This window comes from Microcoleus sp. Pol7_A1 (assembly GCF_036701085.1).
GTDB lineage: Bacteria > Cyanobacteriota > Cyanobacteriia > Cyanobacteriales > Microcoleaceae > Microcoleus > Microcoleus asticus.
Map to the genome: position 1 here is coordinate 1 of NZ_JAUBQD010000054.1, position 12,058 is coordinate 12,058.

Annotated in this window: 12 protein-coding genes and 1 pseudogene; 7 read left to right on the top strand and 6 right to left on the bottom strand. The window is 46.4% G+C overall.

Going from position 1 to position 12,058, the window contains the following annotated elements; translation table 11 throughout:
* Both QUA20_RS24255 and QUA20_RS24260 read left to right on the top strand, forming a co-directional pair.
* A pseudogene (locus tag QUA20_RS24255) lies at positions 1 to 125 on the top strand (photosystem II q(b) protein); the annotation flags it as partial.
* A gap of 432 nt (positions 126 to 557) precedes the next feature.
* On the top strand, positions 558 to 1,343 hold the full coding sequence (locus QUA20_RS24260) for a GerMN domain-containing protein (RefSeq protein ID WP_333191818.1): 786 nt from the start codon (positions 558 to 560) through the stop codon (positions 1,341 to 1,343).
* A gap of 115 nt (positions 1,344 to 1,458) precedes the next feature.
* Here QUA20_RS24260 and QUA20_RS24265 read toward each other — a convergent pair whose 3' ends face one another.
* The 3 genes from QUA20_RS24265 to efp form a co-directional block, all read right to left on the bottom strand.
* Positions 1,459 to 1,851, bottom strand: coding sequence for an ArsR/SmtB family transcription factor (locus QUA20_RS24265; RefSeq protein WP_246277063.1), 393 nt, complete (start codon positions 1,849 to 1,851; stop codon positions 1,459 to 1,461).
* 26 nt (positions 1,852 to 1,877) lie between these two features.
* Positions 1,878 to 2,435 (bottom strand): acetyl-CoA carboxylase biotin carboxyl carrier protein, encoded by a 558-nt coding sequence (gene accB, locus QUA20_RS24270; RefSeq protein WP_333191820.1) that lies wholly within the window; start codon positions 2,433 to 2,435, stop codon positions 1,878 to 1,880.
* Between the two features lie 200 nt (positions 2,436 to 2,635).
* Positions 2,636 to 3,193, bottom strand: coding sequence for an elongation factor P (gene efp, locus QUA20_RS24275; protein ID WP_333191822.1), 558 nt, complete (start codon positions 3,191 to 3,193; stop codon positions 2,636 to 2,638).
* Positions 3,194 to 3,574: 381 nt separating this feature from the next.
* Here efp and QUA20_RS24280 point away from each other — a divergent pair, with 381 nt between their 5' ends.
* From QUA20_RS24280 to thiL, 3 genes are all read left to right on the top strand, one after another.
* Positions 3,575 to 4,699, top strand: coding sequence for a peptidylprolyl isomerase (locus QUA20_RS24280; protein WP_333191823.1), 1,125 nt, complete (start codon positions 3,575 to 3,577; stop codon positions 4,697 to 4,699).
* A 241-nt stretch (positions 4,700 to 4,940) separates the two neighbouring features.
* Complete coding sequence (locus QUA20_RS24285) at positions 4,941 to 5,255, top strand: hypothetical protein (protein ID WP_333191825.1); 315 nt, start codon at positions 4,941 to 4,943, stop codon at positions 5,253 to 5,255.
* Positions 5,256 to 5,287: 32 nt separating this feature from the next.
* Positions 5,288 to 6,382: a thiamine-phosphate kinase gene (gene thiL, locus QUA20_RS24290; protein ID WP_333191826.1), complete on the top strand. Its 1,095-nt coding sequence runs from the start codon at positions 5,288 to 5,290 to the stop codon at positions 6,380 to 6,382.
* 253 nt (positions 6,383 to 6,635) lie between these two features.
* Here thiL and QUA20_RS24295 read toward each other — a convergent pair whose 3' ends face one another.
* From QUA20_RS24295 to QUA20_RS24305, 3 genes are all read right to left on the bottom strand, one after another.
* Positions 6,636 to 7,292 carry a hypothetical protein gene (locus QUA20_RS24295; protein ID WP_333191828.1) on the bottom strand — a complete coding sequence of 219 codons (657 nt, stop codon included), beginning with the start codon at positions 7,290 to 7,292 and terminating at the stop codon, positions 6,636 to 6,638.
* Positions 7,293 to 7,587: 295 nt separating this feature from the next.
* Complete coding sequence (locus QUA20_RS24300) at positions 7,588 to 8,778, bottom strand: cysteine desulfurase family protein (protein WP_333191829.1); 1,191 nt, start codon at positions 8,776 to 8,778, stop codon at positions 7,588 to 7,590.
* Between the two features lie 81 nt (positions 8,779 to 8,859).
* On the bottom strand, positions 8,860 to 9,261 hold the full coding sequence (locus tag QUA20_RS24305) for a DUF7682 family zinc-binding protein (RefSeq protein ID WP_172187360.1): 402 nt from the start codon (positions 9,259 to 9,261) through the stop codon (positions 8,860 to 8,862).
* A 191-nt stretch (positions 9,262 to 9,452) separates the two neighbouring features.
* Between QUA20_RS24305 and QUA20_RS24310 the strand changes: the two genes are divergently transcribed.
* Both QUA20_RS24310 and QUA20_RS24315 read left to right on the top strand, forming a co-directional pair.
* Complete coding sequence (locus QUA20_RS24310; RefSeq protein ID WP_333191831.1) at positions 9,453 to 11,114, top strand: phospholipase D-like domain-containing protein; 1,662 nt, start codon at positions 9,453 to 9,455, stop codon at positions 11,112 to 11,114.
* A 205-nt stretch (positions 11,115 to 11,319) separates the two neighbouring features.
* Positions 11,320 to 11,964: a hypothetical protein gene (locus QUA20_RS24315; RefSeq protein ID WP_333191832.1), complete on the top strand. Its 645-nt coding sequence runs from the start codon at positions 11,320 to 11,322 to the stop codon at positions 11,962 to 11,964.
* Positions 11,965 to 12,058 lie beyond the last annotated feature (94 nt).

Below are 12,058 nucleotides of genomic sequence, written 5' to 3' on the forward strand. Positions count from 1 at the left end.
TGATCAACCGCGCTAACTTGGGTATGGAAGTCATGCACGAGCGCAACGCTCACAACTTCCCTCTCGACTTGGCTGCTGGTGAGACAACTCCCGTAGCAATGGTTGCTCCTTCTATCAACGGCTAAGTTTTAGTCCTAGATAAACGAAAAGCGCTCCTAGAAATAGGGGCGCTTTTTGTTTGGGGAAAAATATTTTTATCGACATCCTTTTTCCTTCTTCCTTCTATCCGTTACCCCCGTTACCCACATTACATCCATCCGTTGCCTTCTTTCTTCCTTTTTCTTTCTTCTTTCTTCCTTCATCCTTTAATTTTTTATGATTACTATAGAATATGGCCACTAGGCCGATCGAGAGACTGTGACATACTCCCACACTAAATCTCATATTATGGTCTAGGATTCCAATAGTCGGATTCAGAAAATGTTGGGCTTGCCATAAAGTGTTCGCTAGCAGCAATGCAATTGTGTCAATTCCAGAATCTAACCATAGACAAATGTAGCTGATCGGAGTCGCTCCTCACCGTCCCAAGCGCTCTATCTCTAAGGAGGATTTGTATTATGAAAGATGGACAAGAAGTACGCCGCGTCTCCACAGCAGTGATTGCCGGTGTTTGCGGGTTAGCTTTAGTGGCAGGAGGGGGCATTGCCTGGTGGACGGCGAACCGTTCGCCAACCCCTGCAGACACGCACTCTTCCGCTCCGACTACCGCTCCGGCGTTGTCCCCAAGTCCTGCGGAATCCCCTGCTGTAATTATCCCGGTACCCCCTCCAAATCCTGTCCAAGCGCCTACAGCTCAGACGCCTACCGCTCAGACGCCTACCGCTCAGACGCCTACCGCTCAGACGCCTAACGCTCAGACGCCTAACGCTCTGGTATCAAAGTTGCCTCAGCCCAAGCCTTTGCCGCAGCCGGCAGCCCAGACAGTGCAAGTCTACTGGGTTAAAGATGCCAGTGGCAAATTTGAGGGAGTTCCTACGAAAGTAGCTGTCAAACAAGCGGACAAGCCTGATGCAACTTTACAAGCTGCTTTTAACAGTTTGTTGGCCGGGCCCAAGGATGCAACTGTTGCTAGCGAAATTCCTAATGGGACAAAACTCCGGGGTTTGAGTGTCAAGAATGACGGAGTTTATGTCGATTTGTCGGCAGAATTTACTTCGGGGGGAGGTAGCAATTCAATGACTGGCCGGTTAGGGCAAGTTATCTATACGGCTACGAGTTTACAACCGAATACCAAGGTTTGGATTTCGGTGGAAGGCAAGCCTTTAGAACTTTTGGGTGGCGAAGGTTTGGAGGTGGCTCAGCCGAGTACCCGCCAAAGTTTTGACAAAAATTTTCCCCTTTAGTAATTATGAGCCATTAGTGAAAAGTCATTAGTTAGGAGTCATTAGTCATCGGTCTGAAGACAGAGAGTAGGGATTGATAACTGATGACTGATGACTGATGACTGGCGACTAATTTTCAGTGCTTGGTAGTCAGGCTAAATGCGCGAAAGTGTAGGGCTTGCTGTTCGATCCGGCTGGCAAGCCGATCGCACACCATATTACACAGCTCGAAAATTAACTCGTCCTGCACCTTATAATAGGCTGAAGTTCCTTCACTCCGGCGAGTAAGGATACCAGCTTGCAGCATGAGTTTTAGGTGCTTAGAAACATTGGCTTGACTCGTTTGAGTAGCTTCCACCAACTCTTGCACGCATTTTTCGCCGTCGCGAAGCAAGTTCAAAATTCGTAAACGCATTGGCTCGCTCAAAATACTGAAATACTCAGCAACTTGTTGCACAACCTCTTGCGGGACAGGCTGGGATGACTTCATCAAACTCACCGGAGAGAAGTGATCTGGAACTATTAGCATTTATTCCATAACAATAAAGTAATCTTTTAATCCGGATTAATTCGCATCAAAACTTGACCGTATTCCACAGGTTCCCCATTTTGAACTAAAATTTCCATCACTTGACCGGACACTTCATCAGCATCGATCTCGTTCATCAGCTTCATCGCTTCGATAATACAAACTGTCTGGCTGACCTTGATGCGATCGCCCACATTGACAAAAGGCGGCTCGTCGGGAGCAGCAGCGCGATAAAAAGTTCCTACCATCGGCGAGATAATTGGCACCCATTTAGTATCGACAGGAGCAGTCACGGCAGCAGGCACGGCGACTGGTGTGGCGGCAGGGGCCTCAGCCAGAGCTGCTCCTACATTTTGGTCAACAGCAGGAGGTGAGGCTAAGGTGGGGCTAGCAACAGCGCCCAACGCGCTCGGAGCGACTGTCGCCACGGCAGCAGGGAGCGCAGCAGCGGTGCCTGGTGAACTTGCCAGAATGCCTTTGCGCACTGTCAGTTCAAGATCCCCACTTTTTAAGGTCAGTTCCGAAATGCCTGTTTTGTCTAATACAGTTAGGAGTTCGCAAAGCTGGTTTAAGTCTAGTTGCACAGCAGATTCAAGGGTAATTGAGAATTGAAAATTGAAAATTGAAAATTGAAAATTAGGAATCCGGCGAAGCTAGGATAATTCACCGAGTTTGGAGGCCAAAGGGATAGTTTTTAAGCTGTGAGCGATGAGTGTTGAATTTTGAATTCTTTAACTCATAACTCAGAACTAAAAACTAAAAACTCCCTTTTCCTCCGTCGTTTCTACTCTCGGCCGAGGTACTTGTCTTCACGAGTATCAATCCGAATCCGTTCTCCAATGGAAATAAATAGAGGCACCATAACCTGAGCTCCGGTGGAGACGATGGCCGGTTTGCTGCCACCGGTGGCAGTATCTCCTTTGACTCCCGGATCGGTTTGCAGCACTTCCAAGACAACAGAGTTGGGCAGTTCCACTTCCAGGATTTGGTCGTTCCACCGAAGGATGTTGACTTCCATCCCTTCACTGAGGTACTTGACACGATCGCCTATTTGCTTGGCACTGAGGCGACTTTCCTCGTAAGTTTCCATATCCATAAAGACGAACTGGTCGCCCTCTTTATAGGTATGCTGCATCGCGCTCTTTTCCAAGTTGGCTTGAGGCATAGTCTCGCCCGCCCGGAAGGTTTGTTCTACTACGTTTCCGGTTTGGACGTTTTTTAATTTTGTCCGCACGAAAGCCGAGCCTTTTCCTGGCTTGACGTGGAGGAATTCGATAACCCGCCACACGCCGTTATTCCATTCAATTGAAACACCTGGTCGAAAGTCGTTACTGGAGATCATATAAATTTTTGCAGGCAATCCCGTCGCCTTGCCGGCACGGGGGAACTAAAGTCAGTCGATTTTAGATTTTAGATTTTAGATTTGAGATTTACTCCACAGATGAATTTGGGAGATTGAACCTTGGTCTAAAATTTTGATCTCTCCACGACAGGAGTCTGGGGATTGTATCCGTTTTTGAGCGGCTCAAGTTAAAGCCGCAGTCTAGCTAACGGCATCCAAAAGCAATTGGCATTTTATTTTACCGTTCAAAGGGAGCAAGTGCTGTACAGAAAGCTAAAAAGCTCTCTAGGGAAGGAAGTTCGGCAACGAACACTGTACGGCAAACGGATAGAAGGCCGACAGCGCTGTGGGAAGATAATAGAGGCAATAAAAGTTAAAGTTATGTTGCATTGGCCTAATTTCTCGATCGATACGTGCAAGCGCTGGGTCAAAACCCTCGCTTTAGCACTCCTGCTGTTCACTCTCGGACTGAGTTTCAGTGCAGTTTCCCATGCCAAACGCCCCAGCAGCAGTATGCCTGCTGGGAATGCGATTACCGACGGCCGGGCGCTGCTGCGCTTCGCTTTACCTATTGACAATCAGACTGTGCGAGATTTGCAAATCAGTCTCGAAGACATTGGCAACCACATACGGTCTAAACGTTGGGGGCCCATTAGCAGCGATGTCAGCAAGGCTTCCAGGATTCTCAACCTTCGGGAATCTGAAATTTTAGCGAGTATTCCCGACGCCAAAAAGCCGGAAGCTGAGGTGCTACTTGCACAAGTCAAGGAGGGAATTGCTCAACTGGAAAAGGCTGTTGAGGCTAAAGACAAGGAAAAAGTGATTGACTTGAAACCCACAATCCTGGGTTCGGTAGGCGAAATCGAAGAGTTGATGGTGACAAAGTTTCCGTTTGAAGTGCCGGCAAAATATGCTAGTCTGCCTCAACTCAAAGGGCGCGCTACTGTAGCCGTACAAACTGAAAAAGGGGAAATTACTGTAGTGGTTGACGGCTACAGCGCGCCGGTTACGGCTGGTAATTTTGTGGATTTAGTCGATCGAGGTTTTTATAACGGTTTGCCGTTTATTCGATCGGAAGAATCCTACGTTTTGCAAACCGGAGACCCCGAAGGCAAGGAAGAGGGTTTTATTGACCCGGCTACTGGCAAATACCGGAATGTTCCGCTGGAAGTGCTCGTCAGAGACGAAAAGGAGCCTGTTTACGGGATTACTCTAGAAGATGCGGGGCGCTATCGCGACGAGCCTGTTTTGCCTTTTTCTGCTTTCGGTACTGTGGCAATGGCGCGCAAGGAAGCTGAACCCGACAGCGGTTCTTCTCAGTTTTTCTTTTTCTTGTTTGAACCTGAACTCACGCCGGCTGGCCTGAATCTGTTGGACGGCCGATATGCTGTTTTTGGTTACATGATTGAAGGAAAAGAAGTTTTGGAACAACTGAAGCAAGGAGACAAGATTGTATCTGCTAAGGTAGTTAAAGGAATCGAAAATTTGGTGCGACCTCAAGTTTAATTAATGACGGCAATTGAAATCGCTGCTTGTCAAAAGTGAAGGCGATTGAAATCGCTTCTGCACACACAAAGCCCGCCTGCGCGGGCTAAAAAAATCAATAGTGACAGCCATTGAAATCTTTTCTAAATAAAGGTGAAGGCGATTGAAATCGCTTCTGCATACACAAAGCCCGCTGAGGCGGGCTGGAAGAAGAGATAATTTTTATATTTTCGTTATTGAAATCAGGAATTTAATCGAGAGTATGGCAATTTTAGAATTTTTATTGGTAATTGGTTTGGGCGGATTCGCAGGATTGTTGATTGTAAAAAATGTGAATGAAAGCAAGCAAAAGCAGCGGTTAGATGAGGCTTTTTATCAGTTGTTGGAAACTCAAAACAGTCAGGTTTCGCTGATTCAACTGGCCGCTAATGCTAGGGTTGAGGCAGAAGTTGCTCAGCAGTATTTAACTCGGCAAGTGAAGATTTTTTCGGCGGTTTTAGAGGTAGATGATGAAGGGGATACTTTTTATAGATTTCCTAGGTTGCGCTTGCCGCCGAGTTCCGGTAAGGAATGGTGAAGTGAGAAAGTGCGATCGACTAATTCCAAATTATGAAAGTTAAAGATATCGGTGAACAAGGTCTTTTAAGAATATTGCAAAAATTCTGCCCCGCAGAGATAGTGGGTGATGATTGCGCTGTCATGGCTACAAATCCCAACCAATCTCTCGCTATCACTACAGATATGCTGGTGGATGGAGTGCATTTTAGCGATCGCACTACGGGGCCTTATTACGCAGGATGGCGCGCCGCAGCGGCAAATTTGTCGGATCTCGCGGCAATGGGAGCAACGCCTCTGGCGGTGACTGTAGCCCTTGCTGTGGCGGCAGATACGGCTGTGGAGTGGGTTGAAGAGTTTTATCGAGGGATGACGGCTTGCTTGCAAGAATATCATACGCCGATCGTCGGTGGCGATGTTGTGCGATCGCCCGTGGTGACGGTGGCGATTACGGCTTTCGGACAAGTTGAGCGCGATCGTACCATTAGTCGGTCAAATGCGCGATCTGATTGGGCGATTGTGGCTACTGGGGTTCACGGAGCCTCCCGCGCGGGATTAGAATTACTGTTAAATCCAGAATTCGGGCAAAATCTTACAGAAGTCGATCGAGCTTCTTTAATTCTCGCTCACCAGTGCCCTAAACCGAGGCTGGATGTTTTGCCGATGGTTTGGGAAATTTTAGGTTCCGAAGGCGCGATGGAACCCCCCCTCAGTCCCCCCCTTACCAAGGGGGGGAAGCAAGAGTCCAATTCTCCCCCCCTTAGCAAGGGGGGGCCGGGGGGGGTTAAATCCCCAATTGCAATCGCCGGAATGGACAGCAGCGACGGTTTAGCTGATGCGATTATTCAAATTTGTCGGGCTAGCGGTGTTGGCGCAAAAGTCGATCGCACAAAAATACCAATCCCCGATATTTTCAGCGAAGTTGTATCAACCGAAAAAGCTTTAGATTGGGCATTATACGGCGGCGAAGATTTCGAGTTAGTGCTGTTTTTGCCGAGCGCAAATGCTCAGTTATTAGTAGAAAAAATTGGTGGTGGTGCTGCGATTGTGGGAACAGCTACCGAGAGCACCGATATCTGGTTAACTGATAGCAGGGGTATTTACCCTGATGCTATATTAAAGCTCGATCGAGGATTTCAACACTTCTGAATTATCTTTGAGTCCGCATAGACAACTGCCAGATTATTTTGTGTCGTTTGCCATTGTTCGGAAAAGCATCGCGGGTGCGGACTTCTAATGCCGCCGTGTAAAATGTGATCGCCGGTTATATCAATTCCGGCTAGGCCGGAATGATATAGAGACACGGCAGTGCCGTGTCCCTACGCCAGATTTATTGTAGGGAGACGGCACTGCCGTGTCCTGATTTTGGGTGATATTAATTCCGATGCAACCGGAATTAATATTACAGATTTTCCGCCAGCGAATCGTTGATTCTGTTATTGTAGGCAATAGCCAAATTATTTTGAGTTTGCGTCCATTTTTCGCTTCCTGGTTCGCGATTATTTAAAACTATTTGATAACCTGTAATGGCAATTTCAATATTGTTAGCTCTATTACCGCTGGGAAAGTCACTAATATGAACACTCAAATTTTCAATCAGGCTGATAATTGAGTTAATTGTTTCTGAGTTTTCGCCGTCAATTAACTTGTGGGATACTTGCTGTAAAATCTCGGCAAAACGGGCATTGAGGAGATGTTGCCGTTGTTCGAGCATGGGGTAAACTACTGCAATATCGCTATTACTATCTTGTTCGGCTCGCAATAATTCTAGGAAAAAGTTTGCATACTCTTGGAAATTTTCACTTTCAGAGTTAGTGCTATCTCCGTCATCGTTCATATCGATGAATTGCCATAGCTGACTGGCCAGATTTCGGAGGAAATTAGCGCCATTCTCGCCTCCTTGTTCTGCCAAGGTTGATGCTACTAACTCGCAAGTTTCCAGAAATCCGCGATCGAGCAATTCTGAGTTATCTTGTAATATCTGCGGTTCTTGTCCGTTGGGGCAATTCAGCAGGGTGTGAATTAATTGCAGATAGGCTTGAGCGCGGTTTTCTTCCATTGTGGGGAGTTGTGAATAACACCGGGATTTATTTTATCATGATTGGGGGTGGGTTTTTGGGTTTGTTTCTGATTTTTGACGATTTTGACCAAGAATTTCTTGATGGTACCCGCCACGTGATTTATCCGTGGAATCAATCCAAAATCTCAAATCTAAAATCCTCAAGCCCCCGAATTTATCCGTGGGGTCAATCCAAAATCCAAAATCTAAAATCTAAAATCGAATGACCGCAGATGTTGGCGGATGTACGCGGATTGACGCGGATAAATACGGTTATCTGGGCTTGCAGTTAATGTTAACGCTTACATAATGCTACCTTTGGCATTAGTCTATCCAAAATTTGCTCGATCGCAATTACTGTCCAATCAATATCAGCTTCTGTGGTGTCTCGTCCTAGAGTCAAGCGAATTCCACCAACTGCGCCGATTTCGTCATATCCCATTGCTAATAATATCGGACTGGGAGTTAGTTTGCCGCTGCTACAAGCAGAACCGGAACTAATGCCAATTCCTGCTAAGTTTAGCTGCCGCACCAGAGTTTTGCCTGTGATTCGCCCTGTATCTCTCTTTTGGTAAGGGCGGCAGGAGGGGGAGACGATGCAAAAACTGACGTGGTGCGGCAGTCGGTAATATCGATCGCCTGTTGGTACTAAACTGGGTACATGAGCTAATAGGTCAAAAAGTCTATCGCGCAATCCAATTAACCTCGGCGTTTCCACATCTATTTCCTGCAATGCTAACTCCGCCGCCACCCCAAAACCGACGATTGCCGGCAGCGCTTGCGTCCCGGAACGCAGTTTCAATTCTTGGCCACCACCGCCCAACATAGGCACTAATTCTATTCCTTGACGCACGTAAAGCGCCCCCGCACCTTGCGGCCCGTAAAGTTTGTGACTGGAAACCGAAAGCAAGTCTACGGGCAATTTCTGCACGTCAATCGGCAGCTTGCCGGCAACTTGAACTGCATCGGTATGAAACATGATATTGCGATCGCGCGCAATTTGTCCCAAGGCCTCTATTGGTTGCAGCGTCCCAACTTCGCTTTGTCCGTAAATAATTGAAATTAACACTGTATTCGATCGCAGCGACTCTTGCAAATCCAAAGGGTGAATTCGCCCAAATTTATCCACCGGTAGGCGCGTCACTTCCCATCCCAACTGTTCGAGTTGTCGCGCCGGTTCTGCTACTGCGGAATGCTCTACGCTGGAGATAATAATATGCTGCGGCTTTGTATAAAGACGGGCAATTCCCATAATTGCCAAATTGTCCGCTTCAGTGCCGCCACTGGTAAAAATTATCGATTCCGGTAGCGCGTTAATCAAGCTAGCAACCTGCATTCTCGCTAATTCTAAAGCTGTCGCCGCCCTTTGTCCCCACTCGTGCAAGCTGGAAGGATTGCCCCACTGCTGAGTCAGGGCTATTTGCATGGCTTGAATCGCTTCTGGGCGCGGTGGCGTTGTGGCGCTATAGTCGAGGTAAATTTGCATGATTTTAAATAACTAATTAATGAATGTTGACTGTTGACTGTTGACTGTTGTGAGTGGCTACCAATAACCAATAACCAATAACTAACTTCCTGGTTTGCAGACGTTGTAGTCTTCGTGCGACAAAACTTTTTGGGGAATTAAAAAAGTGCCGCAATCTTCACAAAGCATTCTGTAGTTGCGCGTTACAGGAATACTGACGATCAAACGGTTGTGACGCAGGCGTTTGCCGCCAAAATCTCTGTAATTCTTATTTTCTCCCAAAGCTGCTATAATGGCGCGAGCTTTAGTGACTACGTGGTCTGGCAGACCTCTGAGATCGATGATATCTCTAGCAAATGATGCTTCCCTCCGTTGTTTTTTAGTTTGTTTTTCTGCTAGCTCTTCAACGTAATGCTGCTGGGCTACCAACTCTTGCGTGCAGCGATGGCACGCTTTACCATATCCTTTGTGACCGCACGGAAAAATTCTTTTTCTTTTAGCCATAAAGCAGGGGTATCGGGTTTGACCCACGCCCCTGATTGCTGCTACCCTACCAGTGATGCTTCCGGCATCGAGGCAGTTCTACAAGACGCAAAATCTCTTCCCTTGCATAAATTTAATAAGTTGTAACTTTACTTGCTCCCATAGCTTTGAACTGTCGGAAGGCTAATAACCTCTATATTTTTTAAAATTTTGTGGCTGTATTGTATTATCATTTACTCGGTTTCTGTTGTGCTGGGCTGCTGGCGATCAATCTGGCGGGCTGTGGACAAACAAAGCAAGACGTGCAGAATTTACCTCTGAGTCTGGCTCCATTGCCTCAAGACCCCTTGTTGCAAGTATACTTCAATCAGTCGATCGCTTCGAGTTATACAGAGCCTTACCGCCAGCAAACTAGATTTGGAGATGATTTGGAAAAGTTGGTCGCTGTTGCGATCGCCAGTGCTGGATCGACGTTAGATGTAGCAGTCCAGGAGTTTCGATTGCCCGGTATTGCCAGGGTTTTGGCAGAGCGGCAGCGATCGGGAATTAAAGTGAGATTAATTGTGGAACAGATGTATAGTCGCCCTTGGAGCGATTTTACAGCCCAGGAGTTGGCGAAATTACCGGAAAGAGAGCGCGATCGTTATAGCGAATTTGTCCAACTTGCCGATACCAATAAAGACGGTAAATTGACGGTCGAGGAAATCAAGCAAAACGATGCTTTGGTAATTGTCAAAGATGCGGGAATTCCTGTAATTGATGATACTGCTGACGGCAGTAAAGGCAGCAATTTGATGCACCACAAATTTGTGGTAATTGACGGCCAAACCGTAATCGTCACTTCTGCTAATTTTACCACAAGCGATATACACGGCGATTTCAAGACAGCAGCAAGTCGCGGCAATGCGAACAATTTGCTGAAAATTGAAAATGATCGAGTAGCGCAACTATTTACTCAAGAATTTAACATGATGTGGGGCGACGGGCCCGGAGGCAAACCGGACAGCAAATTTGGCATCAAAAAGCCGTTTCGTCAAGTACAAAAAGTGAGAGTAGGGAATGCGACAGTTGCGGTGCAATTTTCGCCGACAACTGCGACTTTGCCTTGGGAAAAAAGCGTCAACGGTTTGATAAATCGAACTTTGGGTAGTGCGAAAAAGTCGGTTGATTTGGCACTGTTTGTATTTTCGGCTCAGCGGTTGTCAAATACTCTGGAAATTGAAGCTAGGCGAGGAGTGGCGGTGCGAGCTTTAATTGACTCTAATTTTATTTATCGCTCTTACAGTGAAGGTTTGGATATGATGGGTGCGACTTTCATCCAAGATTGCAAGTTAGAAGCTGACAATCGCCCTTGGAGAAAGCCGCTGACTACGGTGGGAGTGCCGCTGTTACCAATGGGCGATCGCCTGCACCACAAATTCGGCGTTGTGGACGGCAAAACGGTGCTTACAGGTTCTCACAACTGGAGTGAGGCGGCAAATCACGGGAATGACGAGACGCTGCTGGCGATCGAGAGTCCCACAGTTGCTGCCCATTTTGAGCGGGAGTTCGATCGGCTTTACAAAGGTGCAATCTTGGGAATTCCCGCCCGAATCAAACAGAAAATTGACGCTAAGAAAAAAGAGTGCGATTCAGTACAAGCAGCATCAAAATCTGCGACTGCTAAACCTCAAATTCCTGGTAAAAAGTTAGTTAATTTGAATGCAGCGAGTCAGGAAGAATTAGAAACTTTGCCGGGAGTTGGCCCGAAGTTAGCCGAGAGAATTATTGCAGCGCGGCAACAGCAACCTTTTACCTCTTTGGAGGATGCAGAACGAGTGCAGGGAGTCGGGGAAAAACTTTTAGAAAAATGGCGCGATCGAGTAACTTGGTAGTTAAGTTCGTACTCAGGACTTCATTCATGACTCTATCAAGTTCGCAGTCAGGACTTCAGTTTTTCCTTTCGCCAGCCACTCAACATCAAGGACTAAAGTCCTGACTGTAAAACTATCCGAGCGACTTTGACAACATATCTGCTCTCAAGTTAAAATAATAAATTGTCAACAAAAGGCTATCTATTAACATTAGAGGTAGAGAGAAATGAAACAGCCCATATTTTTTACGGGGAGGCCACAAATTAAATTTCTAGCTATTTTGCTGGGGGCAATTTTTTTGACGTTAGCAGCTTTCACAGTCAGCGCCCAGCAGACTAACGAAGCACAATTTAGGGTCAAAAACGAAAATAGTTTTAATATTAATTTGATTCAATTTAAGCGCACTGAATATGTAGGTGCGTGTGCCGGTACTGCGATCTCCCCTGATTCGCAAAGCGCTCGATTTGTTTCCAGCAAAACTCCTCCCGGCCCTAACAGAAGAGTGGTGATTAAAAATGTGACTGAGGGCATGGAAACTAACCCCTATCCTTACACAGATAGAGGTTACAACAAAGGTGAGTTTTCCGAGGATTTTGGATTTAAGTTGGGTAACAGTCACAAAACAAGAACTTTTTCGGTTTTAGAGGGAGAAAATAAGTTTCTCTATGAAATTAAAGAAAATAATCAAATTATAGACCAGGGTGCGCTTACCGCTGAAGTGTCTATACAAAATTTGGGTGTTTTTCCCCGTCAGCAAATTTGTGAAGATAAGGTAGAATGTCGGGATACTTCTGATTGTCGCGACCGTAAAGGCAGAAAAAGAAGTTGCAGACGACAGTGTTTTCCTGTTCAAAAGTGTAGCTGTCCGTAATTACTTTGATCCCTAAAATTATTTTCTTTAATTAACGGCAGAATACAAAGAGAAATAAAAAATCAGAAAAAAGATAAGTTATTTTCAAGGAAGA

What these genes read in the sequence shown, in the direction of transcription:
- QUA20_RS24280 (WP_333191823.1), top strand. Translation starts at nt 3,575, where the DNA reads ATGTTGCATTGGCCTAATTTCTCGATCGATACGTGCAAGCGCTGGGTC.
- QUA20_RS24305 (WP_172187360.1), bottom strand. Translation starts at nt 9,261, where the DNA reads ATGGCTAAAAGAAAAAGAATTTTTCCGTGCGGTCACAAAGGATATGGT.
- QUA20_RS24265 (WP_246277063.1), bottom strand. Translation starts at nt 1,851, where the DNA reads ATGCTAATAGTTCCAGATCACTTCTCTCCGGTGAGTTTGATGAAGTCA.
- QUA20_RS24315 (WP_333191832.1), top strand. Translation starts at nt 11,320, where the DNA reads ATGAAACAGCCCATATTTTTTACGGGGAGGCCACAAATTAAATTTCTA.
- QUA20_RS24285 (WP_333191825.1), top strand. Translation starts at nt 4,941, where the DNA reads ATGGCAATTTTAGAATTTTTATTGGTAATTGGTTTGGGCGGATTCGCA.
- efp (WP_333191822.1), bottom strand. Translation starts at nt 3,193, where the DNA reads ATGATCTCCAGTAACGACTTTCGACCAGGTGTTTCAATTGAATGGAAT.
- QUA20_RS24295 (WP_333191828.1), bottom strand. Translation starts at nt 7,292, where the DNA reads ATGGAAGAAAACCGCGCTCAAGCCTATCTGCAATTAATTCACACCCTG.
- QUA20_RS24260 (WP_333191818.1), top strand. Translation starts at nt 558, where the DNA reads ATGAAAGATGGACAAGAAGTACGCCGCGTCTCCACAGCAGTGATTGCC.
- thiL (WP_333191826.1), top strand. Translation starts at nt 5,288, where the DNA reads ATGAAAGTTAAAGATATCGGTGAACAAGGTCTTTTAAGAATATTGCAA.
- QUA20_RS24300 (WP_333191829.1), bottom strand. Translation starts at nt 8,778, where the DNA reads ATGCAAATTTACCTCGACTATAGCGCCACAACGCCACCGCGCCCAGAA.